This is a genomic window from Streptomyces sp. NPDC101191, assembly GCF_044767915.1.
Lineage (GTDB): Bacteria > Actinomycetota > Actinomycetes > Streptomycetales > Streptomycetaceae > Streptomyces.
The window spans coordinates 409,985-435,240 of the sequence record NZ_JBIWOU010000002.1 but is presented as its reverse complement, the minus strand read 5'-3'; the positions used below and the strand labels follow the sequence as shown (position 1 = coordinate 435,240).

Here is a 25,256-nt window from a genome sequence, read left to right as displayed (position 1 = left end):
CGCCCCCTCGGTCGTACCGGTCTCGGTCGCGCCGAGCCCGGCCATGTCGTCGCGGTGTACGCGACCCGTCATGTCGAGCCGGATCGTGCCGAGCCCGCCAGGTCGAGGTGGTGTCGAGGGGATGTGGCCGCCCCGGGGATCCCCAGGGGCGTTACACTGTTACACATGACGCCCAACCGTCACAACCACTCGGTTCGCCAGAGCCCCTCCGACAACGACGCCGTCCTCGACGCCGTACGCGACTGCGTCATGGCCGTCGGCGTCCGCCGTACGACGATGACCGACGTCGCCCGCCGGGCCGGAGTCTCCCGCATGACGCTGTACCGGCGGTGGCCCGACGTACGCTCCCTCGTCGGCGACCTGATGACCCGTGAGTGGATCGACGTGGCGACAGGCGCCATGCCCGAACCCCGCGCCGGCACCGACACCCGCACCCGGATGGTCGACGGACTGGTGGCAGGCGTACGCGCCTTCCGCACGCACCCGCTCTTCCACAAGATCCTCGACGTCGACCCCGAGCTGCTCCTGCCGTACATGCTCGACCGCCGCGGTGCCAGCCAGGACGCCCTGCTCGAACTGCTCGGCGCCACCCTCCGCGAAGGGCACGCCGACGGCTCGGTCCGCACCACCCACCCCGAACGCCAGGCACGCGCCGTCCTGCTCACCGTCCAGTCCTTCGCCCTGTCGCTGCGGACCATGACGGACGAGGACGACGACGAGCTGAACGGCGCGGCCTTCTACGCCGAGCTGCACACCCTCCTGGAAAGGATCCTCACCCCATGAGCCCGACCAGCCCCACCGCAGCCGGATCCCCGGGCCCGACCGGCGCCTCCGCGACCGGATCCTCGAACCCGAGCGGTCCCATGGCAGCCGGCTGTTCCAGCCCGGCGACTCCGGCCGGTTCGGGAGGTCCGGCGCGTCCGGAGACCTCGGCGGGTCCGGCCGGTGGAGCCGGTGCGGCCGGTTCGCCTCGCGGGGCCGGTCCGGCTGCTCCGGCCCGCGCGGCCCGTCCGTCCGCTCGCGCGAGCGCGGCGAAGCCGTCCCGCCCGTCCGGCGGCCCGGCCACCGCGGCCTCCCCGACCGCAGCCGGTTCCTCGCTCAACGCCGCCCGCCGTGCCGACGACCTCGCCCGCGCCACCGACGGCCGTACCGTCGACGTGCTGGTCGTCGGCCTGGGCGCCACCGGTGCCGGAGCCGCCCTCGATGCCGCCGCCCGCGGGCTGAGCGTGGTCGCCATCGACGCCCACGACCTCGCCTTCGGCACCTCGCGCTGGAGCTCCAAGCTCATCCACGGCGGCCTGCGCTACCTGGCCTCCGGGCAGCTCGACGTCGCCCACGAGAGTGCCGTCGAACGCGGCATCCTGATGGAGCGCACCGCCCCCCACCTCGTACGCGCCCAGCCGTTCGTCCTGCCCCTGACCCCCATGGTCAGCCGCGCGCAGGCAACCCTGGCCTGGGCCGGATTCCGGGCCGGCGACACCCTGCGCCTGGCCGCCCGCACCGCCCGCGCGACGCTGCCCGCACCACGCCGCCTCTCCGCCGCCGAGACCCGCCACCTCGCTCCCGCGCTGCGCGCCGACGGCCTGCGGGGCAGCCTGCTGTCCTGGGACGGGCGCGTGACGGACGACGCCCGCCTGGTCACCGCCCTGGCCCGCACCGCGGCGGCGCAGGGCGCCCGGATCCTCACCCGGGTCCGAGCCCTCGACCTGACCTCCACCGGCGCCCGCATACGCGACGAACTCACCGGCCAGGAAGGCGAGATCCGCGCCCGCGCCGTCATCAACGCCTCCGGAGTGTGGGCAGGAGACCTCGTCGACGGCGTGCGTATCCGCCCCTCCCGCGGCACCCACCTCGTCCTGCGCTCCGAGCACCTCGGCCCGCTCCCGGCCGGCCTGCACATCCCCATCCCCGGTGAGACCAACCGCTTCGTGCTCGTCCTGCCCCAGGGCGACGGCCGCGTCTACGTCGGACTCACCGACGAGCCGGTGGACGGAGACATCCCCGACGTCCCCGAGGTCCCCGAGACCGACATCGGCTTCCTCCTCGACGTCCTCGGCTCCGTCCTGGACAGTCCGGTGCGCCGCGAGGACGTCGTCGGAGCCTTCGCCGGACTGCGCCCCCTGCTGGACGCGCCGCCGACCCGGCCCGGCGCCGCCCCGCGCACCGCTGACATCTCCCGCCGCCACGCCGTCCTGACGTCCTCCGTCGGGGTGACCACGGTCGTGGGCGGCAAGCTCACGACCTACCGGCGCATGGCCCAGGACGCCGTCGACGCCGCGGTGGCGACCCACAATCTGCCCGCGGGCCCCTCACCCACGGCCACCCTTCCCCTCGTGGGCGCCGCCACGCCGCGCACGCTCTCCGCACTCCGTGCCCCCCGTCGCCTCGTCCAGCGCTACGGCACCGAGGCCGAGGCCGTGCACGCCCTCGCCGAACGGCACCCTGACCTCGCGGCCCCGCTCCTGCCCGGCCACCCCGTCACCGGCGCCGAAGTCCTCTGGGCGGCCCGCCACGAAGGCGCCCTGGACGAGGCGGACCTCCTCGACCGCCGCACGCGCATCGGCCTGGTCCCGGAGGACCGTGCCGAAGCCCTGGCCGCCGTGAGGGAGATCATCGAGGACGCGCTGCCGTGACCGAGCCGCTCCGGACGGCAGCCCTGCCCTGGAGACGAGACGACAAGGGCTGTGCCTGATGGACCATCAGGCACGACCCGGGTCGTGCTCGTTTCCCGGGGAGCGCCGTACGAATCAGACGGCCGGGAGCGAAGGGTCGGGCGTCCAGGGCGTGGGTGCGGTGACGGACCAGCGTTCGTGGTCCCGCCAGTCCCCGTCGATGTAGAGGTAGGCGGGCGAGACGCCTTCGTAGCGGAAGCCCAGTCGCCGGACGACGGCCAGGGACGCCTTGTTCCCGGGCTGGATGTTGGCCTCCAGCCGGTGGAGCCGCAGGTCGGTGAAGGCGTGCTGCAGGGTGAGGGCCAGCCCTTCGGTCACGTAACCGTGCCCCGCGGACGGCGCGAAGGCCGCGTACCCGAGGGACGCGCCCTGATAGCGGCCCCTGATGATCGAGTTGACGTTCACCATGCCGGCTGCCGCGCCGGTCTCCCGGACGCGTATCAGGAAGCCCCGGTTGCTGCCGTCGTCGAAGCGGCGCATCCAGGCGTGGAATTCCCCGGCGTCGGCCGGCAGCTGCATCCACGGATGGTGCAGCTCGGCACTGGCCCGCACGAGCGTGCAGAACTCGTCCTGGTCGGAAAGGGTGAGCGGGTGCAGTTCAACCCGTGACGGCGTCTTGATCATGCCTCAACGTTAGGGCAGTGGGCCGAGGGGTACCCGGGCTAGGCTCTACCGCCCGTACGGACGCCTCACGGGCCGGGGCAGAGGCGGTGCTCACCTGACCGGGTAGCGTACGCCCCCACCGGCCCGGCCGTGTTCCGCGGCCTGCTTCACTCCGGACAGATCTTGTTGCACTTGCCGTCGTCGTTGCGGGGCCACTCACAGCAGGCGTGGTGCGCCGAGCGTGTGGCCTCGACGGTGTCGCGATCGACGAACTCCGTGACGATGCGGCCGTCGTCGATGCGCGTGACCCCTACCTGCTTCTTGAAGTCGATCTTGAGGATCTCGAGCTCCAACCTTCTGCAGGTCACCGCATACCGCTTGGCTGCCTCGGGGTGCCTGGCAAACAGTTTGTCGACTTCTTCGAAGAAGTCAGGGTCGCGTTCTGGCCCGCAGGCGGGCTTGGTGTTCATGGTTGCGCTCCCCGGCGTCGGGTGCTTGGAGCCCCTCGACCATCGTCTCGCAGCAGGCAACCCGGTGCCACCGAGCCCTGGAACGTGTCCGGTTCAACCATGCACGGGTCGTATGCGGTCCTTGGTGGACCGGCGGCGGGAAGGAAGGGGCGTGACCGTGCCGCGGCGCAAGGTGGCGCTCGTCCGGGCTTCACCGGGTGGCCGGCTGACGGCAGCACGGATGAGGGAGTCGCCTGCGAGACTGCACGCCGGGACGGAAGGGGAGGGGGAGCCGGATGAGCCGGTGGAAGGCGACGTGGGGGCGGTCCTGGCCGGTCCCGGCCCTGGTGGGCGCGATCATGGTGTCGGTGGCGGCCTGCTCACCGGAACTGCGCCCGCTCGCCGCGGTGTACCTGGACGGGGACGGGACGCCGCACGCGCTGCTGAGAGCGTGCGACGAGGACGGCCGCATCCGCGGTCCGTGGCTGCAGGGCAGACTGCCTACGGAGGCTCCGGACGGCGCCACTGCGGACGCGGAGGAGCAGGACGCCGAGGCCGAGGCGTCCGCGGGCGAGGCGTCCGCGATGGCGCAACCGTGGATCGGCTGGGACACCGCCGGCCTGCACGAGGCCGCGGACTTCCCCCTCTTCTCGCCGCCGACGGCGTGGAAGGCCGTGAGCAGGGGCCCGCAGACCCTGCGGCCGGGCTACGAGTACGAGCTGGGCTTCGCCGACCCGAGTGACTCCTACGTCTACAACGGTCTGGTGACCTTCGACGCCGGACAACTGGCCGCGCTGCCCCCGGGGCAGGTACTGACCGCGCGGGGCGCTATGACACGAGAGGCCTTCGAGGACGCCGCGCGCAGCGCGTGTTGACCGTCCACCTCGTGCGGGCGAGGTTCTGGGCGGGCCCCGCGCCGTGCGAATTACGCGAGGCCGCCTGGAGAAGCACCCATCGGGGTGTCACTGCGACGGTACGGCGCGCCGCCCAGGTGCGCACGTCGGTCCGTGACCGAGGTCGTCGACGACCTTGTCGAAGTAGGTCCAGCCGTCCACTTCGACGTTCTTCCGTCCTGGCCCAAGGTCCAGGACGGGCGCGGCGGCCTCCAGGAGGCGCCGTACCGTCCCTGGTTCGTAGAGGTTGAGATGGTTTCGGTCGGACAGCCGGATGGCCGTGCCCGACTCGAAGTAGCAGTGGGAGATGACGCGGTCCGGCGTGGGCCGGAACACGAACGACAGGCGCCGTCCGGACCGCCCTCCACGGCGCGCCGGATCCGGGAACAAGGACAACGCCAGGGAACAGTCCTCGTAGGCGGGGCGCAGGCGTTGCCGCACCGACCAGTACCAGGTTCCCCGGTCGGTGACGAGGCGGCGGAGGCGTCGATCGTTCTTCACGGCTCCACCGTAGGGACGGACGGAGCCGCAGGCAGCGGAATTTCCCCTCACCACGGTGGCGACCGTGCGGCTCAGGCACTACGGCCACCCCGCGATCCGGCGGGCCTCGGGGCTTGGCGCACCGTGAGCTTGTCGCGCGGCCCAGACGGAGAAGGCGCGCGTGGCCGGACAGGCGTACATGACAGGATGGCGGCCATGAACCACTCCGCCCCTGGCGACGACGTGTCGACCGCCCTTCACGATGCCCGCTCCACGTCGTGGTCCCTCAGAGCGGATGCCGGCCGGCGGCTGGCGAACGCGGCGGAGGACCCTGAAGTGGCCGGGGTGCTCCACCGGTTGCTGCTGGACGGGCAGGACACGGCGGTGACCCAGGAGACGGCGGAAGCGCTGCTCGGGCGCGGCGACGTCTGCGGACTGCGACTGGTCCTCGCCGCACGCGCGGTGGCCGACGACGACGCGGGGGATCATCTCGCCGCCGCCCTCACCAATGTCTTCCGCCAGTCCGACGAGGGCTGCGAACGGCTGGACACCCTCGCCTCCGCGTTGGTGTCCGATGCGGACCCCTCCGTCGCCGAACAGGCCAGGAGGGTTCTCGCGCCCTGGTAGGGGCGGGCGATGTGGCGCGGCCGGCGTGGGCGAGCGTTCCGCCGACTGAACAGCGATCTTCTCGGGTCCTGACCGATGGGGGCAGGACGGTCACAGCCGTGCGGCCGTGCGGATCAGGCCGGCCAGGGCGAGGGAGCGGCTGTGGGCGGGCCAGGCGATGTGGGTCACGACGGGAGGCGCGTCGGTCAAGGGGACGGCCGTGTGCTCGGCCCACAGCCAGGAGCGGGCGGAGTCGGGGACGACCGCCACGGTGCGTCCGAGGGCGATCAACTGGGCCAGTTGCGTCTGGTTGTGGATCTCGGGGCCCGGTCCGGGTGCGTAGGTGCCGTGGGTGGGCCAGCGGGCGAGCGGCAGATCGGGGACGTTCCTGACATCGGCCAGGGACAGGGTCCCGCGGGCGGCCAGGGGGTGCCCGGCAGGCAGGACGGCAACCTGCCCCTCGGTCGTCAGTGCCTCGCTGTCGAACCCGGCGAGGGAGTTCCAGGGCGTGTGCATGAGGGCGACATCAGCGCGTCCGTCACGCAGCAGCTCCTCCTGCTCGGAGATGCCGCACGGCAGCACCTCGATGTCGGCACTGTCGGGCTCGGCCGCGTAGGCGTCGAGGAGTTGACGCAGCAGTTCGTGGGACGCGGCGGCCTTCACCGCGAGGACCAGCCGACCGCGGGGGCCGTCCGGGCTGTCGGCACCGCCGGCGCGCCGGGTGCGGCGGGCGGCGGCAGCGGTCGCGTCGAGGGCCGCCCGTCCCTCGTGCAACAGCACCTCGCCGGCACCGGTCAGGCGGACGCCACGGCGGTTGCGCTGCAGCAGACAGACCCCGAGGCGCCGTTCGAGCTGCTGGATCGCGCGCGACAGCGGCGGCTGGGCCATGCCGAGGCGTTCGGCGGCACGCCCGAAGTGCAGTTCCTCGGCGACGGCCACGAAGTACCTCAACTCGCGGGTCTCCAGGGTGTCCACGGCCGCAGCATACGCGGTGATACCTGGCAGGTATGACAGGACACCGTATCGGTGTTGGCCGCGCCACTCGTCCGCGAGCCAACATCATCGGCATGAGCGAAACGATGATCGCGCTGGTGACCGGCGCGAACAAGGGCATCGGGTACGAGATCGCGGCCGGGCTGGGCAGCCTCGGGTACCGCGTGGGCGTCGGAGCCCGCGACGCCGCCCGGCGCGAATCCGCCGTCGGGAAGCTGCGCGCCGTCGGCGTGGACGCGTTCGGGGTCCCGCTGGACGTGACCGACGACCAGAGCGTCACCGATGCCGCGGAACTGGTCGAACGGCGGGCCGGGCGCCTGGACGCCCTGGTCAACAATGCCGGCATCTCGGGGGAGATGGGCCCGGGTTGGGTGCAGGACCCGACCGCGCTCGACCTGGAGGTGCTCCGCGCGGTCGTGGACACCAACGTCATGGGTGTCGTCCGGGTGACCAACGCGATGCTGCCACTGCTGCGGCGCTCTGCCTCGCCACGCATCGTCAACGTGTCCAGCAGCGTCGGCTCCCTGGCCCGGCAGACGGACCCGGACATCGAGATCCCGATCATGGCGGCCTACGCGCCGTCGAAGTCGTTCCTCAACGCCCTCACCGTGCAGTACGCCCGGCAGTTCGCCGGAACGAACATCCTGATCAACGCCACCTGCCCGGGTCTGGTCGCCACCGACTTCACCGGCTTCCAGGGCCCCCGCACTCCGGAACAGGGCGCGGCCACAGCGATCCGGCTCGCGACCCTGCCCGAGGGCGGACCCACCGGTTCGTTCTTCGAGGACGCCGGCGTCGTCCCCTGGTGATCACCAACCCGTCCTCGCCCGGTGCGGTGCGGTGCGGTGCGGTGCGGTGCGGTGCACTGCGGTGCGGTGCCTGCGAGTCGGAGGACTACCAGGCGACGGGGTGGGCGAGTTCGGTCACGGCCTGAAGTGCGGCTCGGGGGAGGGCGAAGCGTTCTCGGGCTTGGAGGACGGCGGCGAGGTGGTCGGCCGTCCGCGGTCCCCAGTCGAAGAGCTGTACGGCCTGTTCGGGTGTGGCGAGGATCCGTCGGCAGCGGGATCCCGCTGCCGCTTCGGGGCCGAGGCCGGTGAGGCGTGCGGCCCACCGCACGTGGGCCACGGGTGCGGCCGGGGCCGTCAGATGGCCGACGCGGACCGGATCGGTCAGGTGCGCGAGGGCGCTGTCGGCGACGGTGCGGATCAGCGTGGCGAGCGCGTCGCCGTCGTCCGAGGGTACGGGCGGGCCACCGGGCAGGGCAGCGGCGCCCGTGTCCGGGTCGAGGAGGAGCAGTACTCGGCCGTCGGGCGCGAACAGCCAGCCCGAACACGGGCCGACGGGAAGACCGTCCGGGGCCGGGCCACGCCGGAAGGGGGAGTGGTCACGGGGCCGCGGAGTGCTCAGGGCGCCAAGGCGATCGAGGACGCCCGGGGCGATCGGGACGCCGTTCTCCAGGATCGCCGCGCCGGCGCCGTTGATGCGGGCACGGAGCGCGGACAGGGCGCGGCGGGCGTCGCGGGGCGCCATCAGGTCGGCCAGACGGGCCGGCTCGACGAAGTCGATCGCTTTGATCTCGCGTTCAGGGAGTCGGACGGCGTCGATCCTGGCGTCGTCCCACGTCCCGCCGTCGAAGACGTGCAGCAACTCGCCGGGAAACCGCAGCGCCGGCGGTGCGCCCATGGTGGCGCGGGACACCCAGTCGACCGCGAGGCCTTGGTCGACGACAGCCGTGACACCCAGCTCCTCGTGCAGCTCGCGAGCGGCCGCGCGGGCGGGCGATTCGCCCGCGTCCACGGCCCCGCCGGGCAGAAGGCAGGTCTCCAGGTAGTCGACGTGCTGGACCATGACCTGCCCGAGCGTGTTCGTGATCAGCACGGACGTGCCGGCCCACAAGGCGGCCGAGGCGCGCAGCGCCCCGTACTCCTCGTCGGTCAGTGCCGGGCCCGGCTGTTCGTCGGGGGTGGAAGTCGGGGTCATCGTTCTCCAGGGGGGTGGGGATTCAGCGGGGTAAGGCAGTGGGCCAGGCCGGCCGCCTCGACGGTGAGAAGGGTGATCCGGTGCGTGCGTACGTGGTCGGGGTGGCCCGTCGCCCGGCTCAGGGCGTCGTGCCCGACCACCACGTCGGGCCGGAACGCGCGGATGGGGGCGACGAGTCGGCCGAAGGCGGGCGAACACCCCGAGCAGGGGTTGGCGGGAACGGATTCATGCCGGCTCCTCAGATGAGGGGAGAGGGGACTCATGCCCAGAAGCGGGTACGGAAATGCCGGGAAGGTCCTGGTCCGCTTCCCTGGAGAGGGGGCGCGTGCCCTCCTCTGTGTCCGGACGACCGGGCGTCGAACGCGCGCCCCCGCCCCAGGGCCGCGCCCGAGCTGCCCCGAGCACAGCGGGAGCCGACCACGGCGGGAGCCGAGCACAGCGATAGCCGAGCACGGCGGGAGCCGACCACGGCGGGAGCCGAGCACAGCGATAGCCGAGGACAGCGGGAGCCGAGCACAGCGGGAGCCGAGCTGTGCCGCCCGGCTCCCGCTGTGTCGTTCGCCCCGATGAAGTCGGGCCTGAGGAGGGGCCTCTACCGGCCCGCCCCCGCCCCTGCCTCGACGCCCGACCCCCTCCGCTCCTGCTCCCTCTCCGCCCGCCTCTCATCCGATCCGGGCTCCGCCCGGTGCCCCCGCCGCACCGGCCACCACATGCCCCGCCCCAGCAGTGCCGCCGCCGCCGGCACCAGCAGGAGGGACAGGACGAAGGCCGACAGCAGGATGCCCAGGGCCGTGGCGAAGCCGATCTGTCGGGTGGACGGCTCCGCGTTCACCGCGAGGCTGCCGAAGGAGGCGGCGAGGACGAGGCCCGCCGTGGCGATCGCCGGCGCCGTGTGCCGTACCGCCCGGGCCACCGCGGCGCGGGCCGTGCCCGGCCGGGCCATCTCCTCGCGCAGCCGGTCGCTGATGAGGATGTTGTAGTCCGTGCCGAGGGCCACCACGAACAGGAACAGGACCAGCGGCAGGACGAAGTTCACGCCCGGCTCGCCCCCGAGGTGCTGGAAGACCAGCGTGGAGGCGCCGAACGTCGCCGCGAAGCACAGTCCGACCGCGAGCATCAGGACGACCGGAGCGAGCAGGCTGCGCAGCAGCACCAGCAGGATGAGCGCGATCAGCGCCGCGGCCACCGGGAACACGGTCCGCAGGTCCTCGTCGACGGCCGTGGCCACGTCGGCGAACACGGCCGCCGTGCCGCCCACATGAGCCGTCAGTCCGGTCGGCGTCGCCTCCCGCACGGCCTCGCGCACGGGTCCCGCTACGAGGTCGCGAGCACGTTGGCTCTGCGCGTCCGCCGTCAGGTACGTGTCCAGGCGTGCGGCGGTGCGATCGGCGTTGAAGACGGGGGAGCTCACCTTGCCCACGCCCTCGACCCGGGACAGCGCCTTCGGCAGGTCGCCCAGCGCGGCGGCGTCCAAGGTGTGCCCGGCCTCGGCGGTGACGTACACCGTCGTCGGGTCGGAGACCCCCGGCGGCAGGGCGCGGGCGATCTCCCGCGCCGTCGCCGCGGCCGCCGTCTCCTGCGGGGTGCCGCCGGTGGTGAAGTCCATGCGCACGCCCGTCACCCCGACCGCGAGCGCGCCGAGCAGCGCGATCGACGCCGTCAGCACCAGCATCGGGCGGCGCGCCACCAGGTCTCCGGTACGGCCGGCCGTACCGGGCCGCTCGGCCTTCCGCAGGCTCCGCGACGGCCAGAACATCCGCCGCCCCGCCACCGCGAGCACAGCCGGCATCAGCGTCAGGCTCGCGAGGAGCATCACCAGCACCGCCACGGCCACCGAAGGCCCGAGGACCCGGAACTGTCCGAACGTCGCCACGCCCAGCGTGGCGAAGGCCGCCACGATCGTCAGCGCGGCCGACGTCACCGCGGTGCCGACCCGGAGGGCGACGAACGCGGCCACCTCCCGGTGGTCCGCCTCAGGCCGCTTCCGCAGCTCCTCGCGGAAGCGGAACAGCAGGAAGAGGAAGTAGTCGACGCCGATGCCGACGAGGACCGTGGCGATGAGGCTCGGGGTGCCCGGGTCGAGGTCGAAGCCCGTCAGCAGGGCGGCCCCCACCACCGTGCCGGCCGCCGCGCCGCCCACCACGGACACCGCGAACAGGGGCACGAACGCGGCCAGCACACTGCGGAACACCAGCACGTTGATCAGCACGATCAGGCCGACCATCACCAGACCCACGACCGTCTGCGTGCTCTTCTCCGCATCCGCGCGGTCCACCACGTCCGCCACGCCACCGGTGAACCCGGTACGCAGCCCGGCGTCGCCGAACTCCTGCTCGGCACGGTCCTGGAAGGCCCGGTACAGGGCGTGCATCCCCGGATCGGTCGTATTGCCCAGCAGGCGCGCGCTCAGCAGCGCGAACGACCCGTCGGGCGCGGTCATCGCCGGGGCCACCGAGGGGACCTGGGAGTAGTCCTTGGACAGCCCGCGGATCTCCTCCTCGCTCCACGGCATCTCCACGCGCTCGGCACTCAGCCCGCGCGCCACCTCACCCACCCGGCGCCGGTCCGCGTCGGCCAGCGGCTTGCCGTCGCGCCGGGCCACCAGGACCGTCACCGTGCCGGCGTCCGGCTTCGCGCCGAACTTCTCCTCGGCGACGTGCAGCGCCGCGGCCGCGTCGTACTCCGAGGGCAGGAAGCCCGCGCTGTCGGTCTGCGTCACACGGAAGACCAGCACCTGGCCCATGAGGGACACGAAGATGCCGAGCACCGCCCACAAGGCGATCACCCGCCAGGGTTTGCGGGTCGAGAATCCGGTCAGGGCGCGAATCACGGAAGTCCTCCGGTGCGGGTGCGGGTAAGGGGGCGGGTAGGTCAGCGGCCGCCGGAACGATTCCGCGCACGAAACACGTACGAGGTCCGCCTGCGAGGCAGGGGTGGCGCGCCGCGTACCGGGCGGCTCCCGGTACCCCTCCAGGACATCAGCGGTGATCGGCCCGGACCTCGGCGCCGGGGACGAGAATCCGCCTGGGACCACGGCCCCCCGCCGTTCCACGACCGGGAGCCTGCTCCCGGTACCCGATCCCCCCGGGTCCCGACCCGGAGCAGCACACGGCGCTGACACAATGGGGCGCATGACGGACAAGCCGCAGCTCAGTACGCCACCGCGGCGATCTCACGGGAAGCACCCAGGGGGCGACATGAAGCGGCGCGAGGGCGAAACACGCCTGGGCCGGATACGGGGCGCGGTGGCTCCGGGGAGCAGCGCCGCCCGTTCACGGCGTCGCGGCTCCGGACTGTGGAGCCAGCACGACGGGCTCGTCGCCGTCGGTGCCGCCGCCGTCGACCTCGTCGGCTTCACCGTCACCAGTCAGATGGACCAGGGCCACGTGCCGGCGGCCGGCTGCCTGGTCGTGGTCGGCGCCTCCCTGCTGCTGGTCGCCCGTCGTCGCGCCCCGCTGTGCGTCCTGGCCGGGGTCCTGGTGATGAACCTGTCGCTCAACTGGTTCAGTGCGGTGGGCCAGCACTACGGCGCCGCGACCGTCGTCGCGCTCTTCACCGTCGTACGCCACCACCGTGCCGCCGTCGGGGCCCTGGCCGTCGCAGGCTGCATCGCGCTGCTCCAGTTCGTGCACCCGTTCCTGCCCGCGCGGTCGCTGCTCGACTTCGCCGGCAACGCCACGTCCGGGCTGTTCGTCGCGGGCGCCGCCGTCGCCGTCGACCGCTGGCAGCGCAACGCCGAGACCCACCGGCGGCTGCTCGCCGACCGGGCCGTCGCCGACGAACGCCGCCGCATCGCACGCGAACTGCACGACATCGTCGCCCACCACCTCACGACCATGCAGCTGCTCGCCGGCGGCGCCCGCGCCAACCTCGACCGGTCGCCCGAGACCGCCCGCGAGGCCCTCATCACCCTGGAGGGCTCCGGTCGTACCGCCCTGCACGAGATGCGCCACCTGCTCGACGTGCTGCGCGCGGGCGACGAGAACGACGAGGGCGAGGCCACCGCGCCGCAGCCCGGCATCGACGACCTCGACCGCATCGTCGAGGACAGCCGCCGGGCGGGCCTGCCCACCGCCCTCACCACCGAGGGCGACCCCCGGACGCTGCCGCCGAGCGTCGCGCTCGCCGTCTTCCGCATCGTCCAGGAAGCCCTCACCAACGCACGCAAGTACGCCGGCCAGGGCGCGAAGGTGGACGTCCTCCTCACCTACGCACCGCAGGAGGTACGCGTCAGCGTCACCGATGACGGCCGGCTTCCCGACCACCAACCGGCCGCGCGCGGCTCCGGCTACGGTCTCATGGGCATGCGCGAACGCGTCGCGCTGCACGGAGGCACGCTGCACGCCGGCCCCGGGGACGGCGGTTTCACCGTACGCGCCCGGCTGCCCCTGCCCCTGCCCACCGACCGCCAGGAGGCGTACGCGTGACCCCGCCCGTCACCGTCCTCATCGCCGACGACCAGCCCCTCGTCCGTCGCGGCCTCGCCCTGATGCTCGCCCCGGAACCGGACTTCGAGGTCGTCGCCGAGGCCGCCGACGGCGCGGAGGCGGTGCGCCTGGCCCACGAGCACCGGCCCGACGTGGTCATCATGGACATCCGCATGCCCGTCCTCGACGGCATCGCCGCCACGGAGCGCCTCACCGCGGAACTCGCCGACTGCCGCGTTCTCGCCCTGAGCACCTTCGACATGGACGAGCACGTGGTGGCCGCCCTGCGTGCCGGGGCCTGTGGCTTCCTGCCCAAGGACATCTCGCCCGAGGACCTGGTCGCCGCCCTGCACGTCGTCCGCGACGGCGAGGCGATCCTCGCGCCCAGACTGCTCACCCGTCTCATCTCCCGCCACGTCACCGCGTCCGCGCCCGCCGTCGCACCCCCGGCGCCCGCGAGCGCCGACGGGCTCACGCCCCGCGAGCGGGAGGTGTGGCGGCTCATCGCGACCGGTCTGGACAACACGGAGATCGCCGACCGGCTCGGCCTCAGCGCCTCCACGGTCAAGAACCACATCACCGGTCTCTTCGCCAAACTCGCCGTTCGCGACCGGGCCCAGGCGGTCATCGCCGCGTACGAATCGGGCCTGGTAGCGGCTCGTCGGGAGGCGTGACACCGGGGCCGGCCGCAGCGCGAACTTCCGGCCGCGTGGCAGCGCCCGCTCAGACGTCCACGATCGCCGTGCACGACCAGCCCCGCGCATCCGGACCGATGCGGAGCCCCTGTCGGGAGACGCCCTTCGGCGTGGCTCCGACGACGTCGACGTCCGTGAGCGGGGCGACTGCCGCCCGCACTTCCAGGCCGCCGTCGTCGGCCGTCTCCACCTCCACGTCCACCGGGACCCGGCCGGCGACCTCGAGCCCCAGGACGATCTCGTCGAGCAGTTCGGCCAGCAGGTCCTCGTCGCTGCCCGGCTCGAAGAGCAGCCGGTCCACGGCGGTGGGCCGGACGCCCGACACCTCGGCGAAGCACTCGACCATCCCGAGCACCGCCTCCGCCAGACAGGCCTCGCGAGTCGAGCCCCATGCCTGCACACGCGCGTCGGCGGCGTGCGGCACCGATCGGTGGCCATTTGCGGCCATGTGCACCTCCGCAGTCCTCGCGGGCCCCGCCGGACGCTCCAGGCCCCGATGCCCGTCGTCTACCCGGCCCTCCGGGGCGCACGCGTCGCGCCACCCGTACGGGCGTGGTCAGCGTCTTGCCGGCGCCGGGCCGGACCCGGGGGCCAGGCGGCGTCGCCGCTCGCGCCGCTCGCGCGCGTGGCGGTCGAGTTCCTCCATGAGGCGGCGGCCCCGGTGTTCGGGGTCGAGTTCGTCGAGTACGCGGTCGAACTCGGCGAGCAGGGAGCCGTAGAGCTGCCAATGGCCGGGCTCCCGCAGGGCGCTGGCCAGGAGCAGTTCGGCCGCGCGGGCGCGGCGGGCGCGGGCGGCTCGCAGTTCGCCCGCGAGCCGCGTCTCGGCCGCCTCGGCGGCCCGGGTGTCCGGGGCCGTGACGAGGACGGCGTAGCTGACGAAGGCGTCTGCGGTGTGCTGGGCCGTCTCCTGCAGGACGAGAGCGGTCGGCCGGGGCAGCAGGGGCTCGCCGGCGCGCGCCTTCGCGAGGTCGGTGACGCTGCGGGCCAGAACGCGCAGGACGACGGCGCAGATCTCCAGGGTGTCGAGCCCGGTGCGCAGCACGATGCGGTGCAGCAGGCCCTCCTTGACGCGCGGATTGAACCTCAGGCTGTCCTCGGCCGTGCGCAGCGCGGCATCCACGTCGGCCACGTCGTTGTCGAGCCGCCGGGCCTCGAGCAGCCGGGCCGCCGCGCGCTCCACCGGGGGTGCCCCGGTGAACTCCTCGGCCACGTCCAGCAGCAGCCTGCGCATGCGCCGGGCGAGGTCTCCGATCGAGTCGCTCGCCGTGTCCACCCACACGGGCGGGGCGAGCAGCAGATTGAAGAGCAGTCCCACGACGGCCCCGATCATGGTCTCCAGGACGCGGTCCCAGGCGGTGGCGGCGACCTGGGTCACCCCGAGGACCAGCATCGCGCTGATGGCGACCTCGGGAATGAACTCCTCGACCCGCACGAACCGTCCGACGACGAGGGAGGCCAGGATCACGAGGGCGAGGCTCCACCACGACAGCCCGACGATGACACTGAACGCGATGGCGATCAGGACGCCGACGACCACGGAGTTGACCCGGCGCAGGCTCGTGGTGAGCGTCGAGTAGAGCGTGACCTGCACGACGAGCAGCGCGGTCAGCGGTGCCGTCAGTGGCGCCGGCTCGCTGCTGAGCCAGAGTGCGGCGACGTACGACAGTGTCGCCGCCGCCGTGGAGCGCAGGGTCTGGACGACGAAGGGATCATGCCGCAACCGTTTCGCCACGTGGGCGTACCGGGCGGTCCGTCCGCTGAGCTGTGCCATCTGGTCCCTCCTGCCCTGCGGACGCGAGTCCACACCGCCCCCACTCTTACAGAAAGGTGGTGAAGGATCTTGCAGGGCGCGAGGTCCGCTGTTTGACTGCCCCGCATGACCAGCAGCGACAGCGCCCTCGACAACGCTGGCAACTTCGCCGGCGGCACCGACGCCGGCATCGATGCCGACACGGACCCGGACACGGACGCGGATGCGGATGCGGATGCGGACACGAGCCCGGGCCCGGACGTCGACGCCGAGACGGACCTCGACCTCGCCACCGAGAGCGAACTCGACGCCGACGCGGACGCGGACGTCGACGTCGACGCCGACGCCGACGCCGACGTCGACATCGACGTCGACGTCGACGTCGACGCCGACGCCGACGCCGACATCGACGTCCTCGTCCTCGGAGGCGCCGGGGTCGACACCATCGTGTACGTCCCCGAACTGCCCCTGCCGTACGCCGACAGCCACATGATCCGGCCCGGCATCGTGACCCGGGCCGGACAGACCGGGGACTTCGTCGCGCTGGGGCTGCACCGGCTCGGGCTGCGCACCCATCACCTGGACATGCTCGGCGCCGACCCCGAGGGCGACCTCGTCCGCGGCTTCCACCGGGACCAGGGCATCCCGCTGACCGAGGTGCGCCAACCCGCCGGGACGAAGCGGGCCGTGAACCTCGTCGGTCCCGACGGCCGTCGGCTGTCCCTCTACGACGCCACCCGCGGCCGCGACGACGACCGACTGCCCCCGCAGGTCGTCAAGGCGCTCGCCGCCCGCAGCGGGCACGCGCACGTGTCCCTCACCCAGCCCTGCGCCCACGCCCTGCCCGAGCTGCGGGACTCGGGTGTCACGATCTCGACCGACCTGCACGACTGGGACGGACGCGACGCCTATCACGAGCCCTTCGCCCTCACCGCCGACCTCGTGTTCCTCTCCACCACCGCGCTCGACGACCCCGAGCGCACCCTGCGGGACATCGCCGCCCGGGGCCGCGCCTCCGCGGTCATCGGGACGTCCGGCGCCGCCGGCGCCCACCTCCTCACCGGGCCCGACGCCGAACTCGTGCACATCCCCGCCGTCAGCCCGCCCGCTCCCGTCGTCGACAGCAACGGCGCCGGCGACGCCTTCGTCGCCGGATTCCTCCACGCCTGGCTCGCCGGTGCGCCGGTCCTCACCTGCGCCCTGCACGGCGCCGTGGCCGGGGCGTACGCCTGCACCGTGCCCTCGACCCGTGCCGACGCCATCGGGCGTGACGCACTCCTGGCGGAGGTGGCCCGGCTGCGCGGCGCTGCAGGCGGTCACTGACGGGCGCCACGGCGAAGCGGGGGCAGAACCGCCGGAGGGCCACCTGCCGTGGGGTCGGACCCGTCCGGAAATCCCACCCGGTCGCTTCCGGGCGGCTCCCGGCCGCCGGCGTTCGCGCGGCCTACTGTGCCTCCTGACGTGACGCCCCCGCGGACGGAGAGGAGCCGGGCCCGTGGAGAACGGCAAGTCGGCCGGCGATGCCGGGTCCTCGCCGCCGGAGCCTCCGGAACGGGCGGACGGCGGGTGGGCCTGGGCGCCGCTGCCGGCGGTCTGCGCCGGCTACTTCATGGTGATCCTGGACGTCACGATCCTCAATGTCGCCGTGCCGGTCATCGGCAGGGAACTGCAGGCCTCCCTGACCGGAATCCAGTGGATCACCGACGGCTACACCCTGGTCTTCGCCGGGTTCCTGCTGACCGGCGGCGCGCTCGGCGACCGGCTCGGCAACCGCCGGGTGTTCTGCTGGGGCGTCGTCGTCTTCACCCTCTCCTCCGCCGGCTGCGCACTGGCACCCGACACCGCCGCCCTGGTGGGCGCGAGGCTGGCGGAGGGCCTCGGCGCCGCGTTGATCGTGCCCGGTTCCCTCGCCCTGCTCCAGCAGGCCTACCCGGCACCGGCCGCACGCTCGCGGGCCTTCGGGCTGTGGGGTTCGATGGCGGGCATCGCAGCCTCGGCAGGGCCGCTGCTGGGCGGCCTGCTCGTCTCCACCGTGGGCTGGCGGTGGGTGTTCGTCATCAACCTGCCCGTCGGCGCCGCCTGCCTGCTGCTGACCCTTCGGTACGTCGCCGCCTCGCCCCGGAACCCCGGCCGGGCACTGGACTGGCCGGCGCAGTGCGCGGTCGTCGCCGGGGTCGCGCTGCTGACGGCGTCCCTCAACGAGGCGGGCCGGCGGGGATGGTCCGATCCGGTCGTGGTCACCGGCCTGGCACTCGCCGCGGTGTCCGCGGCGGCCTTCGTCCTGCGTGAACGGCTGGCCCGCTCGCCCGCCCTCCCGCTGGAACTGCTGCGCTCACGGCCCCTGGCCGGCGGCGCGGTCATCGGCCTGCTCTTCAACTTCGCCTTCTACGGCATGGTGTTCACCGCCAGCCTGCAGTTCCAGCAACAGCGCGGCTTCAGCGCCCTGGAAACCGGGCTTGCGCTCTTCCCGGCCGTGGCGGTGACCATGTTCGCCTCCATCCTGTCCGGCCGGCTCGCCGCCCGCACCGGTCACCGGCCCCTGGTCGTCGCCGGCATGCTGCTGGGGGCGTTGGGCCTGGCCGGCTGGGCGCTCGCCGGGACCGACACCGCCTACCCGCTGCTCGCCCTCTTCATGACGGCCGCCGGCTTCGGCACCTCCTTCGCGCTCACCGGCACCACCACCACCGTCATGGGTGCCGCGCCGCCCGCGTACGGCGGTGCCGCCTCCGCCCTCTTCAACACGACGCGCCAGATCGGCAGCGCCACCGGGGTCGCGCTCGGCGGCAGTCTCCTCGCCACCGCCGGCCACGGCACGGGCGTCCGGATCAGCATGGCCGCCGGCACCCTCGCCTACCTCGGCGCGGCCGCCCTCGCCCGGCACGCCATTCCGGCCGGACGCACGAGCACTGCCCGCCCGTGACGGTCTGTCCCCTGGAGCGGTCCACGGCAGGGAGGGCCCCGGCTCAGCTCCGGGGCCACTCCAGGTAGGTGAACTCGTCCGCCGGGCCCACGGGGGACGAGTAGCCGTTCGAGAGGACGGTGATGTCGTCTCGGCGCCGGGCCGAACGGCACGGCCGGCCCGGCGCCGAGCTCAGGCACACGGACCGGCACGGCCGGCTCAGCACCCGGCTCAGGCAGGCCGACCGGCACGGCCGGCCCGGCGCCCGGATCAGGCACGCGGACCGGCACGGCCGGCCCGGCGCCCGGATCAGGCACGCTCCGGGCGCGGTCCGCGCCATGGTGCGGGTGGTCAGCCGAGCAGAGTGCCCAGCGGCGAGATCGAGTTGCCCGACAGGGGAACGTCGCCGAGGGCCGGCGCGCTCTGCGCCGCCGCGGGCGCGGCCGACACATCGCCCGCCGCCGCGGGCCGCGGCGCCGGCGCGTCACCGTCGCCGGGGCCGTCGGCCGCGGCCACACCGGCGGAGCCGAGGGCGACAGCCCCGGCCAACAGCACGCTACCGACAATCCTGGACTTCATGGGTCCGCCTTCCGAGGGTCACGAGTGGTACGGCGTGACCAACGAGAGGCGCCCCGGTGAGATGCGCGCCGGGCCGGACCGGATCCGGTGAACAGGCCGCGTGGGCGTCAGGTGCCGACCGGCTCCGTTCTCGGTCCGGCCGTTCACCGCGGGGGCGGTGAGCGCTGGAGCCGGGCGCGCACCACAGCGAGGGGCGCGCCGCCCCGCTGAACGCGCGCGCGGCGCGTGGTCAGGCGAGGTGCTCCGTGACGAGGTCGGCGAACTCCTCGGGCGTCAGGACCTCGACGCCGAGCTTCAGAGCGGCGGTGGCCTTCGAACTCGGCTTGCCCGAGGGCGAGGAGGCGGCGACGAGGTAGGAGGTCTTCGCGTTGACGCTGCTTCCGGCGCGGCCGCCCGCGCGCTCGATCAGCTCGTTCATCTGGGTACGGCCGTAGCCTTCCAGACGGCCGGTCATCCTGCCCGTGACGACGACGGTCTTGCCCGCCAGGGGCCCCTCGGCCACGACCGGTGTGGCGACGCCGGGCCGCTCCGGTTCGGACATGTTGACGCCCGCCGCGATCAGCTTGTCGATGACCGGGGCGAGAGCGACGAGTTCCGCGACGACGACGGGTGCCTTCTCGGGGCCCATGCCCTCGACGGCCTGTATGTCCTCCGCACTCGCCCGGAGGATCGCGTCCATGGTGCCGAAGTGCGCGGCGATCCGCCGCGACATGCTGCGGCCGGTGCCGGGGATGCCGAGCGCGCAGAAGACGCGGCTGAGCGGACGGGTCTTGGCCAGGGCGAGCTGCTCGACGAGCTTCGCACCCCGCTTGGCGCTGCCCGAAGCGGTTGTCAGCTGCTCCTCGGTCAGGCTGAACAGGTCCGCCACGTCCCCGACGAGCCCGGCGTCGATCAGCGCCTTGACGTAGGTCTTGCCCAGGCCGTCGATGTCGAGGATGTCGCGGCCTGCGGCGTACCCGATCAGGGGCGCGAGCGCGCACGTGGTGCCCTTCGCGCACCGCCACCGCTCCTGGCTCCGGTCGATGTCGCCACCACAGTTCGGGCACGCGTCGGGCAGCGGGACCGGCACCGCCCCCTGGGGACGGAGCTCGACGACCGGCGCCTGGACGCGGGGGATGATGTCGCCGGCCTTGTAGACGGTGACCGTGTCCCCGAGGTGCAGGCCGCGGCGCGCGATGTCGGCCGGATTGTGCAGCGTGGCCCGCGACACCGTCGACCCGTCGATGTCGACCGGCGCGAGGACGGCGGTCGGAGCGAGCACACCGGTGCGCCCGACCTCCCAGACCACGTCCTCCAGCACGGTCTGCCGCTCGACGGCGGGGAGCTTGTACGCGATCGCCCAGTGCGGGAAACGGCTGCCCAGCCCGGCCGCTTCCTGCTCGGCGGCGCTGTTGGCCTTGACGACCACGCCGTCGATGCCGAAAGGAAGTCCGGCGCGTAGGGCGGCGATGGCGTCCACCTGCGCCTGGGCCTCGGCGATCGTGTCCACCACGTGCAGCCCGGCGGGCGTCGCCGCCGTGGTCTGCACGCCCGCCCCGGCGACCGCGGCCAGCACCTGCGCGTGCGTCGCCTCGACGGGCAGGAACGATTCGCCGTCCAGGTCGACCGCACCGTACGCCCAGAACGTCATCTCCAGCCGGTAGGGCCGGTCCTTCGCCCGCAGCGTCCCGGCCGCGCCGTTGCGCGGGTTCGCGAACAGCGCCGCCCCGTGCGCGGCGCGCACCTCGTTCGCGATCTCGAACTGCGCCTGCGTGAAGAGGACCTCGCCGCGGGCCTCGAACGTCACCGGCTCGGCCAGGTGCTCGGGCAGGCCGACGACGCTGCCGATCACGTGGCTGACGTCCTCGCCGTGGGTGCCGTCGCCACGGGTGACGATCTGCACGAGCCGGCCGCCGCGGTAGCGGGCGGCGACGGCCGCGCCGTCCAGCTTCGGCTCGACCGTGAAACCGCCCTCGGCCTCCCGGCCCAGCCGCCGCGTCAGCGACGCCGCCCAGCCGGTCAGCTCCTCGGGGCTGAAGACGTTGTCGAGGCTGAGCAGCCGGGTGGTGTGCGCGATGTCGCCCTCGGGGGCGGCGCCGTCGGCGACCAGCCCGGTCGGCGAACCGGCCGCCTCGCTCGGGTGCTCCGCCTCCCACTCCAGCACGGCGCGGCGCAGCGCGTCGAAGGAGGCGTCGTCCATGGGGCTGTTCCCATCGCCGTAGTAGGCACGCGACGCCTCACGCAGCAGGTCGAGCGCGGACGTGTAGTCGGCGCTGGTGGACAGGGCAGGGGACGCCTCGACGGCGGGAAGTACGGTCATGCACGCATCATGTCGTGAGGGTCTGACAATGCCCGAGGGCTGCCCGAGGGGTCTTAGGCATCACTTCCTCGCGCCGGTCGACATCGACGGGTCGACGGTGTCGCAGGCCCCGCTGCACCCGGGGTGAGGCGCCGCCCGAGCGCCGCAGGTCGGCGAACAGCGATGAGGGCCGCACCTCCGGAGCGCCCGTCAGTGGCCGCGGCCGGCGGTGCGTGACCGGCGGCGTGAGCGGGGGCGGTCCGCCGCGGGCTCCGTGGCCAGTCGGAGGGTGACGGCGACGTGTGCGCCGCCCAGCGGGCCGCGGGTGATGCGGACGGCGCCCCGGGCGGCGAGGGCGGCGCGGTGTGCGATGTCGAGGCCCAGCCCGGTGGAACCCGTGCTGCCGCCGCGCGCGAGGGCGCCGTCAGGGTCGGCGATGCCGGGTCCGGCGTCGTGGACGGCCAGTTCCACGGTGTGTGCGGTGCGGTTCACCGAGATCTCCAGCGCCGTGCCCCACGGGGTGTAGCGGAAGACGTTGCCCACGAGGGCGTCGACGACGGCAGTGATGTCCGAGTCGGGCAGACACACGGGGGTCGTCTCGTCGGTGATCCGGAGGTCGTAGGGGCGTGCCTGCTGCTCGGCCAGTACGGCCCAGAACGCCGCCCGCCGGCGGACGACGTCGGCGACCTCGCAGCGTTCCCCGGCGCCTGGAGGCCCGTCGACGGCGTCCTCCCCGCGCAGCACCCTGCCCAGGGGCCCCACGGCCAGGGGAGTGCGGGCCTCGGCGATGATCGCGTTGAGTTCCTTCTCGAGTTCGGCGACGGCCGCGTGGACGCGGCCGGTGTCGGTGCCGGGCGTGATCCGTTCGACGGCCAGGTGCAGGGCGGTCAGGGGCGTGCGCAGCCGGTGCGACAGATCGGCGACCAGTTCCCGTTCCACGGCGAGCAGGTCCGTCATCCGGTCGGCCATGGTGTTGAACGCCGAGCCGGCCTCTTTCAGTTCGGGCGGCCCCTTGGGCTTCACCCGGGTGTCGAGGTTTCCGGTCCCGAGCCTGCGGGAGGCTTCCGCCAGGCGGCCGGCGGCGGTGACGACGGCCGAGCCGAGCCGGTCGGCCACCAGGACGGAGCCGGCGAGCAGGACCACGGCCAGCCCGGCCATGACGCTCCACGACAGGGCGACGCCGCGGGTCAGGTCCTCGTCCGGGACGAAGTTCTCCACCACCGCCACCCGGTCCTGAGGCAGGATCACCGGCTGGAGGTAGATCCAGCCGCCGGGTACGTCGCGGGAGATGGACTCGCGTTCCCCCTCGGCCCGGCCCAGCAGGTCCTGCGGTGCGTGCCCGGGACCGCCGACCGTGGCGTGATCCGGCAGATGGATGACCATGTAGTCGGCTGCCCGCAGTCCCGCCCCGGCCTCCCGGAGCTCGGCCGGGTCGGTGGTGAGGGCCAGGATCGGTGCCATGGCCGCGGCGCTCTGCTCGGCCGCGGTGATGCTCTGCTCGCGGGCGAGCGACATCACCATCAGCCCCAGCGGAATCAGGAACGACAGGGCGACCATCGAGGTGACCGCCAGGGCCACCCCTGCCAGGGAACGCCTCACCGTGGAGTCCCGTGCTCGGCGGGTCGTCTTCGGGGCCCTCGGGTCACGGGAACAGCGCTCCAACGGGTGAGCCGCACGTCGTCGGTACGGACAGGGTCTCGCGGGTACGGAGCCCGGGCGGTGGCCACGAACCCCGGGCGGTGGCCACGAACCCCGGGCCGGGGGAGCCGGCCGGGAGTCACGGCCGGGAGTCCGGCACGGCGTCCGCCGTGGCGGACGGCCGCTGTCACCGGCCCCGGGGTGGCGGCGACAGGCCGTCAGCCGGAGCCGAACGTCAGGCTGTCCCCGCTGGTGTGCAGGGCCACCGCCCGGTCGGCAACGGGGATCGTACACCCCGCGGTCGAACTGCAGCTCGCATAGCTGATCAGTACCTTCGCCTCGCCCGCGGAGGTCGCGCGGATCGGCAGCGTGGCCGTCACCGGCCCGTCGGGATAGACGGGCAGGGCGCTGCGCACCCCCGGCACCGTGATGTTCCTGACGGGTGCGTCCACGGTGAGCCGTCCCGCGGCGGTGACCGTGCCGGTGGGGCGGACCCCGGTGGGCCGGCCGACCCCTTCGACCCCCTGCGGAGGAAGGGTCGTGCTGTAGAGGTGGAAGCCGGTCTCGTCGGGGGTGAAGGTGGCGACCAGGGTGCCGGCGGAGGCGTTCCAGTCGGCGACGCTCAGCCGCACGGTGACGCCGTTCTCGTTGAACTCCGTCACGGCGGCGGGACGCTCGGGCCGGGGATCCTGTCCGCATCCGGTGACCGAGACGGCCCCCAGCAGCACGGCCGCGGTCGCGGTCGCGGCGAGGCGCGGGCGCCCCCCGCGACGGGCGCCGGGGGACGGATGTCTCGATGGTGCGTGTCTCGTCATGTCGTTCTTCGTCTTTCCTTCATGCCGGGATGGATGAGGACAAAGGGCATCGGGGCGTAAGGGCTACGTGCGTATGGATGTACGGGTGGTCGGGCGTCCGGGCCTGCCGGGGCGGTGCCCCTCGTGGGCGGCTCACAGCACCGCGCTCGCGCCCTCGAGCCGCACCTGCAGGGCGTACACCAGGTCGTTCCAGATGCCGGTGACCAGCAGGATTCCGACCAGCACCAGCAGGGCGCCGCCGGCCCGCATGACCGTTCCGTGGTGGCTCCTGACCCAGCGGAACGCGCGCAGGGCCCGTCGGAACGCGAGCGCGGTCAGCAGGAACGGGGCCCCGAGACCGAGGCAGTAGCAGACCATCAGCAGCGCACCCCGCCCGGCGCTCGCCTCGTTCCAGGCCAGCGCCTGCACGGCGGCCAGGGTCGGTCCGATGCACGGAGTCCAGCCCACGCCGAACACGATGCCGAGCAGGGGCGCCCCCGCCAGTCCGAGGGTGGGCCGGCGCCGGCTGCGCAGCTCGAGCCGGGTGAAGCCGGGCAGCCACCCCGCGAAGGCCAGGCCCATGGCGATGGTGAACAGGCCGAGCACCAGCGTGATGGTGTCCTGGTAGGCGATGAGGTTCCGGCCGACGAATCCGAACAGGGCGCCGCCGGACACCAGGACGGTGCTGAAACCGAGGACGAACAGGGCGGCACCGGCGACCATCCGACCGCGCCTCCCGCCGTCCGCCTCCGCGAGGTCGGCCACCGACAGGCTCGTGACGTAGCTGAGGTAGCCCGGCACCAGCGGCAGGACGCACGGCGAGAGGAAGGACACCAGGCCCGCCGCCGCTGCCACCGGCACGGCCAGCAGCAGCGTGCCCGACACGGCGCCGGCGTCCATGCCGGCCGCGAGGACGATCCACGGGTGGCCGGTCATGCCGGTTCCTCGGCGACACGGGTCACCAGGGGTGCCAGCTGCGCACGTGTGACGGGCCCGGAGACGGCCGCCGCGATACGCCCCTGCCGGTCGATGACGAGGGTGGTGGGGATGGCCTGCGGGTTGAGCAGGGCCGGCGGGTAGGCCAGCAGCAGCTTCCCGTCGGGATCGTGGATGCTCGGGTAGCGCAGACCGTGGAGCTTCTCGAACTGCCGGGCGGGCCCGGCCGAGCGGTCGCGGACGTTGATGCCCAGCAGCTGGACGCCACGGGGCGCGAGCTCGCCGCGCAGGGCCTCCAGTTCGCCGGCCTCCGCGCGGCACGGAGCACACCAGGAGCCCCACACGTTGAGCACGACGACCTTGCCGCGGTACGCGAGGAGCTCCTGCTCCCGGCCGGCGAGGTCGCGGCCCGCGGTGTCGGGCGCCGGCCGGCGCTCCGCAGCGGGCAGGACCGTCGCCGTACCGGCGCCGACCGCCGCTGCGCGCCCGCCGGGGTCACCGGACCCCGCCGGGGTCTCTCCGCCGCAACCCGTGGCCGCCATGACGGCCAGGAGGAGCAGGGTGGTCACCGCCGCTCCGCGCGG

The 25,256-nt window shown here is 73.6% G+C and carries 23 protein-coding genes; 9 read left to right on the top strand and 14 right to left on the bottom strand.

Going from position 1 to position 25,256, the window contains the following annotated elements; translation table 11 throughout:
• Nucleotides 1-165 precede the first annotated feature (165 nt).
• Both ACIRQF_RS09035 and ACIRQF_RS09030 read left to right on the top strand, forming a co-directional pair.
• Nucleotides 166-783 (top strand): TetR/AcrR family transcriptional regulator, encoded by a 618-nt coding sequence (locus ACIRQF_RS09035; protein ID WP_382484959.1) that lies wholly within the window; start codon nucleotides 166-168, stop codon nucleotides 781-783.
• Complete coding sequence (locus ACIRQF_RS09030; RefSeq protein WP_404090193.1) at nucleotides 780-2,633, top strand: glycerol-3-phosphate dehydrogenase/oxidase; 1,854 nt, start codon at nucleotides 780-782, stop codon at nucleotides 2,631-2,633. The genes ACIRQF_RS09035 and ACIRQF_RS09030 overlap by 4 nt, the downstream gene beginning before the upstream one ends.
• Before the next feature lie 114 nt (nucleotides 2,634-2,747).
• Here ACIRQF_RS09030 and ACIRQF_RS09025 read toward each other — a convergent pair whose 3' ends face one another.
• Nucleotides 2,748-3,296, bottom strand: a complete 549-nt coding sequence (locus tag ACIRQF_RS09025) for a GNAT family N-acetyltransferase (protein WP_382484955.1) — start codon at nucleotides 3,294-3,296, stop codon at nucleotides 2,748-2,750.
• A 146-nt stretch (nucleotides 3,297-3,442) separates the two neighbouring features.
• Complete coding sequence (locus ACIRQF_RS09020; RefSeq protein WP_376634853.1) at nucleotides 3,443-3,745, bottom strand: hypothetical protein; 303 nt, start codon at nucleotides 3,743-3,745, stop codon at nucleotides 3,443-3,445.
• A 275-nt stretch (nucleotides 3,746-4,020) separates the two neighbouring features.
• On the opposite strand from ACIRQF_RS09020, the gene ACIRQF_RS09015 reads away from it, so the two are divergent.
• Nucleotides 4,021-4,599: a hypothetical protein gene (locus ACIRQF_RS09015; protein ID WP_404090190.1), complete on the top strand. Its 579-nt coding sequence runs from the start codon at nucleotides 4,021-4,023 to the stop codon at nucleotides 4,597-4,599.
• An 87-nt stretch (nucleotides 4,600-4,686) separates the two neighbouring features.
• Here ACIRQF_RS09015 and ACIRQF_RS09010 read toward each other — a convergent pair whose 3' ends face one another.
• Nucleotides 4,687-5,118, bottom strand: coding sequence for a hypothetical protein (locus ACIRQF_RS09010; RefSeq protein WP_389758363.1), 432 nt, complete (start codon nucleotides 5,116-5,118; stop codon nucleotides 4,687-4,689).
• A 195-nt stretch (nucleotides 5,119-5,313) separates the two neighbouring features.
• Here ACIRQF_RS09010 and ACIRQF_RS09005 point away from each other — a divergent pair, with 195 nt between their 5' ends.
• A complete protein-coding gene (locus tag ACIRQF_RS09005) occupies nucleotides 5,314-5,724 on the top strand; it encodes a hypothetical protein (RefSeq protein WP_404090188.1) in 411 nt (136 codons plus the stop codon).
• A 90-nt stretch (nucleotides 5,725-5,814) separates the two neighbouring features.
• Here ACIRQF_RS09005 and ACIRQF_RS09000 read toward each other — a convergent pair whose 3' ends face one another.
• A complete protein-coding gene (locus ACIRQF_RS09000; protein ID WP_404090186.1) occupies nucleotides 5,815-6,678 on the bottom strand; it encodes a LysR family transcriptional regulator in 864 nt (287 codons plus the stop codon).
• Nucleotides 6,679-6,770: 92 nt separating this feature from the next.
• Here ACIRQF_RS09000 and ACIRQF_RS08995 point away from each other — a divergent pair, with 92 nt between their 5' ends.
• Entirely contained in the window at nucleotides 6,771-7,505 is a 735-nt protein-coding gene (locus ACIRQF_RS08995; protein WP_404090184.1) for an SDR family oxidoreductase, read from the top strand.
• Between the two features lie 85 nt (nucleotides 7,506-7,590).
• On the opposite strand, the gene ACIRQF_RS08990 is transcribed toward ACIRQF_RS08995, so the two are convergent.
• Both ACIRQF_RS08990 and ACIRQF_RS08985 read right to left on the bottom strand, forming a co-directional pair.
• Nucleotides 7,591-8,676, bottom strand: a complete 1,086-nt coding sequence (locus ACIRQF_RS08990; RefSeq protein WP_404090182.1) for an NUDIX domain-containing protein — start codon at nucleotides 8,674-8,676, stop codon at nucleotides 7,591-7,593.
• A gap of 592 nt (nucleotides 8,677-9,268) precedes the next feature.
• Nucleotides 9,269-11,506 (bottom strand): MMPL family transporter, encoded by a 2,238-nt coding sequence (locus tag ACIRQF_RS08985; protein WP_404090180.1) that lies wholly within the window; start codon nucleotides 11,504-11,506, stop codon nucleotides 9,269-9,271.
• A gap of 367 nt (nucleotides 11,507-11,873) precedes the next feature.
• Between ACIRQF_RS08985 and ACIRQF_RS08980 the strand changes: the two genes are divergently transcribed.
• Nucleotides 11,874-13,103, top strand: a complete 1,230-nt coding sequence (locus ACIRQF_RS08980; RefSeq protein WP_404090178.1) for a sensor histidine kinase — start codon at nucleotides 11,874-11,876, stop codon at nucleotides 13,101-13,103.
• A complete protein-coding gene (locus ACIRQF_RS08975) occupies nucleotides 13,100-13,777 on the top strand; it encodes a response regulator (protein ID WP_404090176.1) in 678 nt (225 codons plus the stop codon). Before ACIRQF_RS08980 ends, ACIRQF_RS08975 begins: the two co-directional genes overlap by 4 nt.
• Nucleotides 13,778-13,826: 49 nt before the next feature.
• Here ACIRQF_RS08975 and ACIRQF_RS08970 read toward each other — a convergent pair whose 3' ends face one another.
• Nucleotides 13,827-14,246 (bottom strand): archease, encoded by a 420-nt coding sequence (locus tag ACIRQF_RS08970; RefSeq protein ID WP_404090174.1) that lies wholly within the window; start codon nucleotides 14,244-14,246, stop codon nucleotides 13,827-13,829.
• Nucleotides 14,247-14,354: 108 nt separating this feature from the next.
• Nucleotides 14,355-15,569: an aromatic acid exporter family protein gene (locus ACIRQF_RS08965; RefSeq protein ID WP_404090172.1), complete on the bottom strand. Its 1,215-nt coding sequence runs from the start codon at nucleotides 15,567-15,569 to the stop codon at nucleotides 14,355-14,357.
• Between the two features lie 342 nt (nucleotides 15,570-15,911).
• Between ACIRQF_RS08965 and ACIRQF_RS08960 the strand changes: the two genes are divergently transcribed.
• Nucleotides 15,912-16,871, top strand: coding sequence for an adenosine kinase (locus tag ACIRQF_RS08960; protein WP_404091744.1), 960 nt, complete (start codon nucleotides 15,912-15,914; stop codon nucleotides 16,869-16,871).
• Between the two features lie 259 nt (nucleotides 16,872-17,130).
• Nucleotides 17,131-18,468, top strand: a complete 1,338-nt coding sequence (locus ACIRQF_RS08955) for an MFS transporter (protein WP_404091741.1) — start codon at nucleotides 17,131-17,133, stop codon at nucleotides 18,466-18,468.
• A gap of 330 nt (nucleotides 18,469-18,798) precedes the next feature.
• Here ACIRQF_RS08955 and ACIRQF_RS08950 read toward each other — a convergent pair whose 3' ends face one another.
• The 6 genes from ACIRQF_RS08950 to ACIRQF_RS08925 all read right to left on the bottom strand — a co-directional run bounded on the left by ACIRQF_RS08950 (nucleotide 18,799) and on the right by ACIRQF_RS08925 (nucleotide 25,241).
• Nucleotides 18,799-19,026 carry a hypothetical protein gene (locus ACIRQF_RS08950; protein WP_382484927.1) on the bottom strand — a complete coding sequence of 76 codons (228 nt, stop codon included), beginning with the start codon at nucleotides 19,024-19,026 and terminating at the stop codon, nucleotides 18,799-18,801.
• 229 nt (nucleotides 19,027-19,255) lie between these two features.
• On the bottom strand, nucleotides 19,256-21,325 hold the full coding sequence (gene ligA / locus ACIRQF_RS08945) for an NAD-dependent DNA ligase LigA (RefSeq protein ID WP_404090170.1): 2,070 nt from the start codon (nucleotides 21,323-21,325) through the stop codon (nucleotides 19,256-19,258).
• 189 nt (nucleotides 21,326-21,514) lie between these two features.
• Nucleotides 21,515-22,903, bottom strand: coding sequence for a HAMP domain-containing protein (locus ACIRQF_RS08940; RefSeq protein ID WP_404090168.1), 1,389 nt, complete (start codon nucleotides 22,901-22,903; stop codon nucleotides 21,515-21,517).
• Between the two features lie 257 nt (nucleotides 22,904-23,160).
• Entirely contained in the window at nucleotides 23,161-23,604 is a 444-nt protein-coding gene (locus tag ACIRQF_RS08935; RefSeq protein ID WP_404090166.1) for a hypothetical protein, read from the bottom strand.
• Nucleotides 23,605-23,889: 285 nt separating this feature from the next.
• On the bottom strand, nucleotides 23,890-24,672 hold the full coding sequence (locus ACIRQF_RS08930; protein ID WP_404090164.1) for a cytochrome c biogenesis CcdA family protein: 783 nt from the start codon (nucleotides 24,670-24,672) through the stop codon (nucleotides 23,890-23,892).
• Nucleotides 24,669-25,241, bottom strand: coding sequence for a TlpA family protein disulfide reductase (locus tag ACIRQF_RS08925; protein WP_404090162.1), 573 nt, complete (start codon nucleotides 25,239-25,241; stop codon nucleotides 24,669-24,671). The genes ACIRQF_RS08930 and ACIRQF_RS08925 overlap by 4 nt, the downstream gene beginning before the upstream one ends.
• Between the last annotated feature and the right edge of the window lie 15 nt (nucleotides 25,242-25,256).

Bases quoted from the DNA above. Each gene is read 5' to 3' on its own strand.
- ACIRQF_RS09035 (WP_382484959.1), top strand. From the start codon at position 166: ATGACGCCCAACCGTCACAACCACTCGGTTCGCCAGAGCCCCTCCGAC.
- ACIRQF_RS09030 (WP_404090193.1), top strand. From the start codon at position 780: ATGAGCCCGACCAGCCCCACCGCAGCCGGATCCCCGGGCCCGACCGGC.
- ACIRQF_RS09025 (WP_382484955.1), bottom strand. From the start codon at position 3,296: ATGATCAAGACGCCGTCACGGGTTGAACTGCACCCGCTCACCCTTTCC.
- ACIRQF_RS09020 (WP_376634853.1), bottom strand. From the start codon at position 3,745: ATGAACACCAAGCCCGCCTGCGGGCCAGAACGCGACCCTGACTTCTTC.
- ACIRQF_RS09015 (WP_404090190.1), top strand. From the start codon at position 4,021: ATGAGCCGGTGGAAGGCGACGTGGGGGCGGTCCTGGCCGGTCCCGGCC.
- ACIRQF_RS09005 (WP_404090188.1), top strand. From the start codon at position 5,314: ATGAACCACTCCGCCCCTGGCGACGACGTGTCGACCGCCCTTCACGAT.
- ACIRQF_RS08995 (WP_404090184.1), top strand. From the start codon at position 6,771: ATGAGCGAAACGATGATCGCGCTGGTGACCGGCGCGAACAAGGGCATC.
- ACIRQF_RS08990 (WP_404090182.1), bottom strand. From the start codon at position 8,676: ATGACCCCGACTTCCACCCCCGACGAACAGCCGGGCCCGGCACTGACC.
- ACIRQF_RS08980 (WP_404090178.1), top strand. From the start codon at position 11,874: ATGAAGCGGCGCGAGGGCGAAACACGCCTGGGCCGGATACGGGGCGCG.
- ACIRQF_RS08970 (WP_404090174.1), bottom strand. From the start codon at position 14,246: ATGGCCGCAAATGGCCACCGATCGGTGCCGCACGCCGCCGACGCGCGT.
- ACIRQF_RS08965 (WP_404090172.1), bottom strand. From the start codon at position 15,569: ATGGCACAGCTCAGCGGACGGACCGCCCGGTACGCCCACGTGGCGAAA.
- ACIRQF_RS08950 (WP_382484927.1), bottom strand. From the start codon at position 19,026: ATGAAGTCCAGGATTGTCGGTAGCGTGCTGTTGGCCGGGGCTGTCGCC.
- ligA (WP_404090170.1), bottom strand. From the start codon at position 21,325: ATGACCGTACTTCCCGCCGTCGAGGCGTCCCCTGCCCTGTCCACCAGC.
- ACIRQF_RS08930 (WP_404090164.1), bottom strand. From the start codon at position 24,672: ATGACCGGCCACCCGTGGATCGTCCTCGCGGCCGGCATGGACGCCGGC.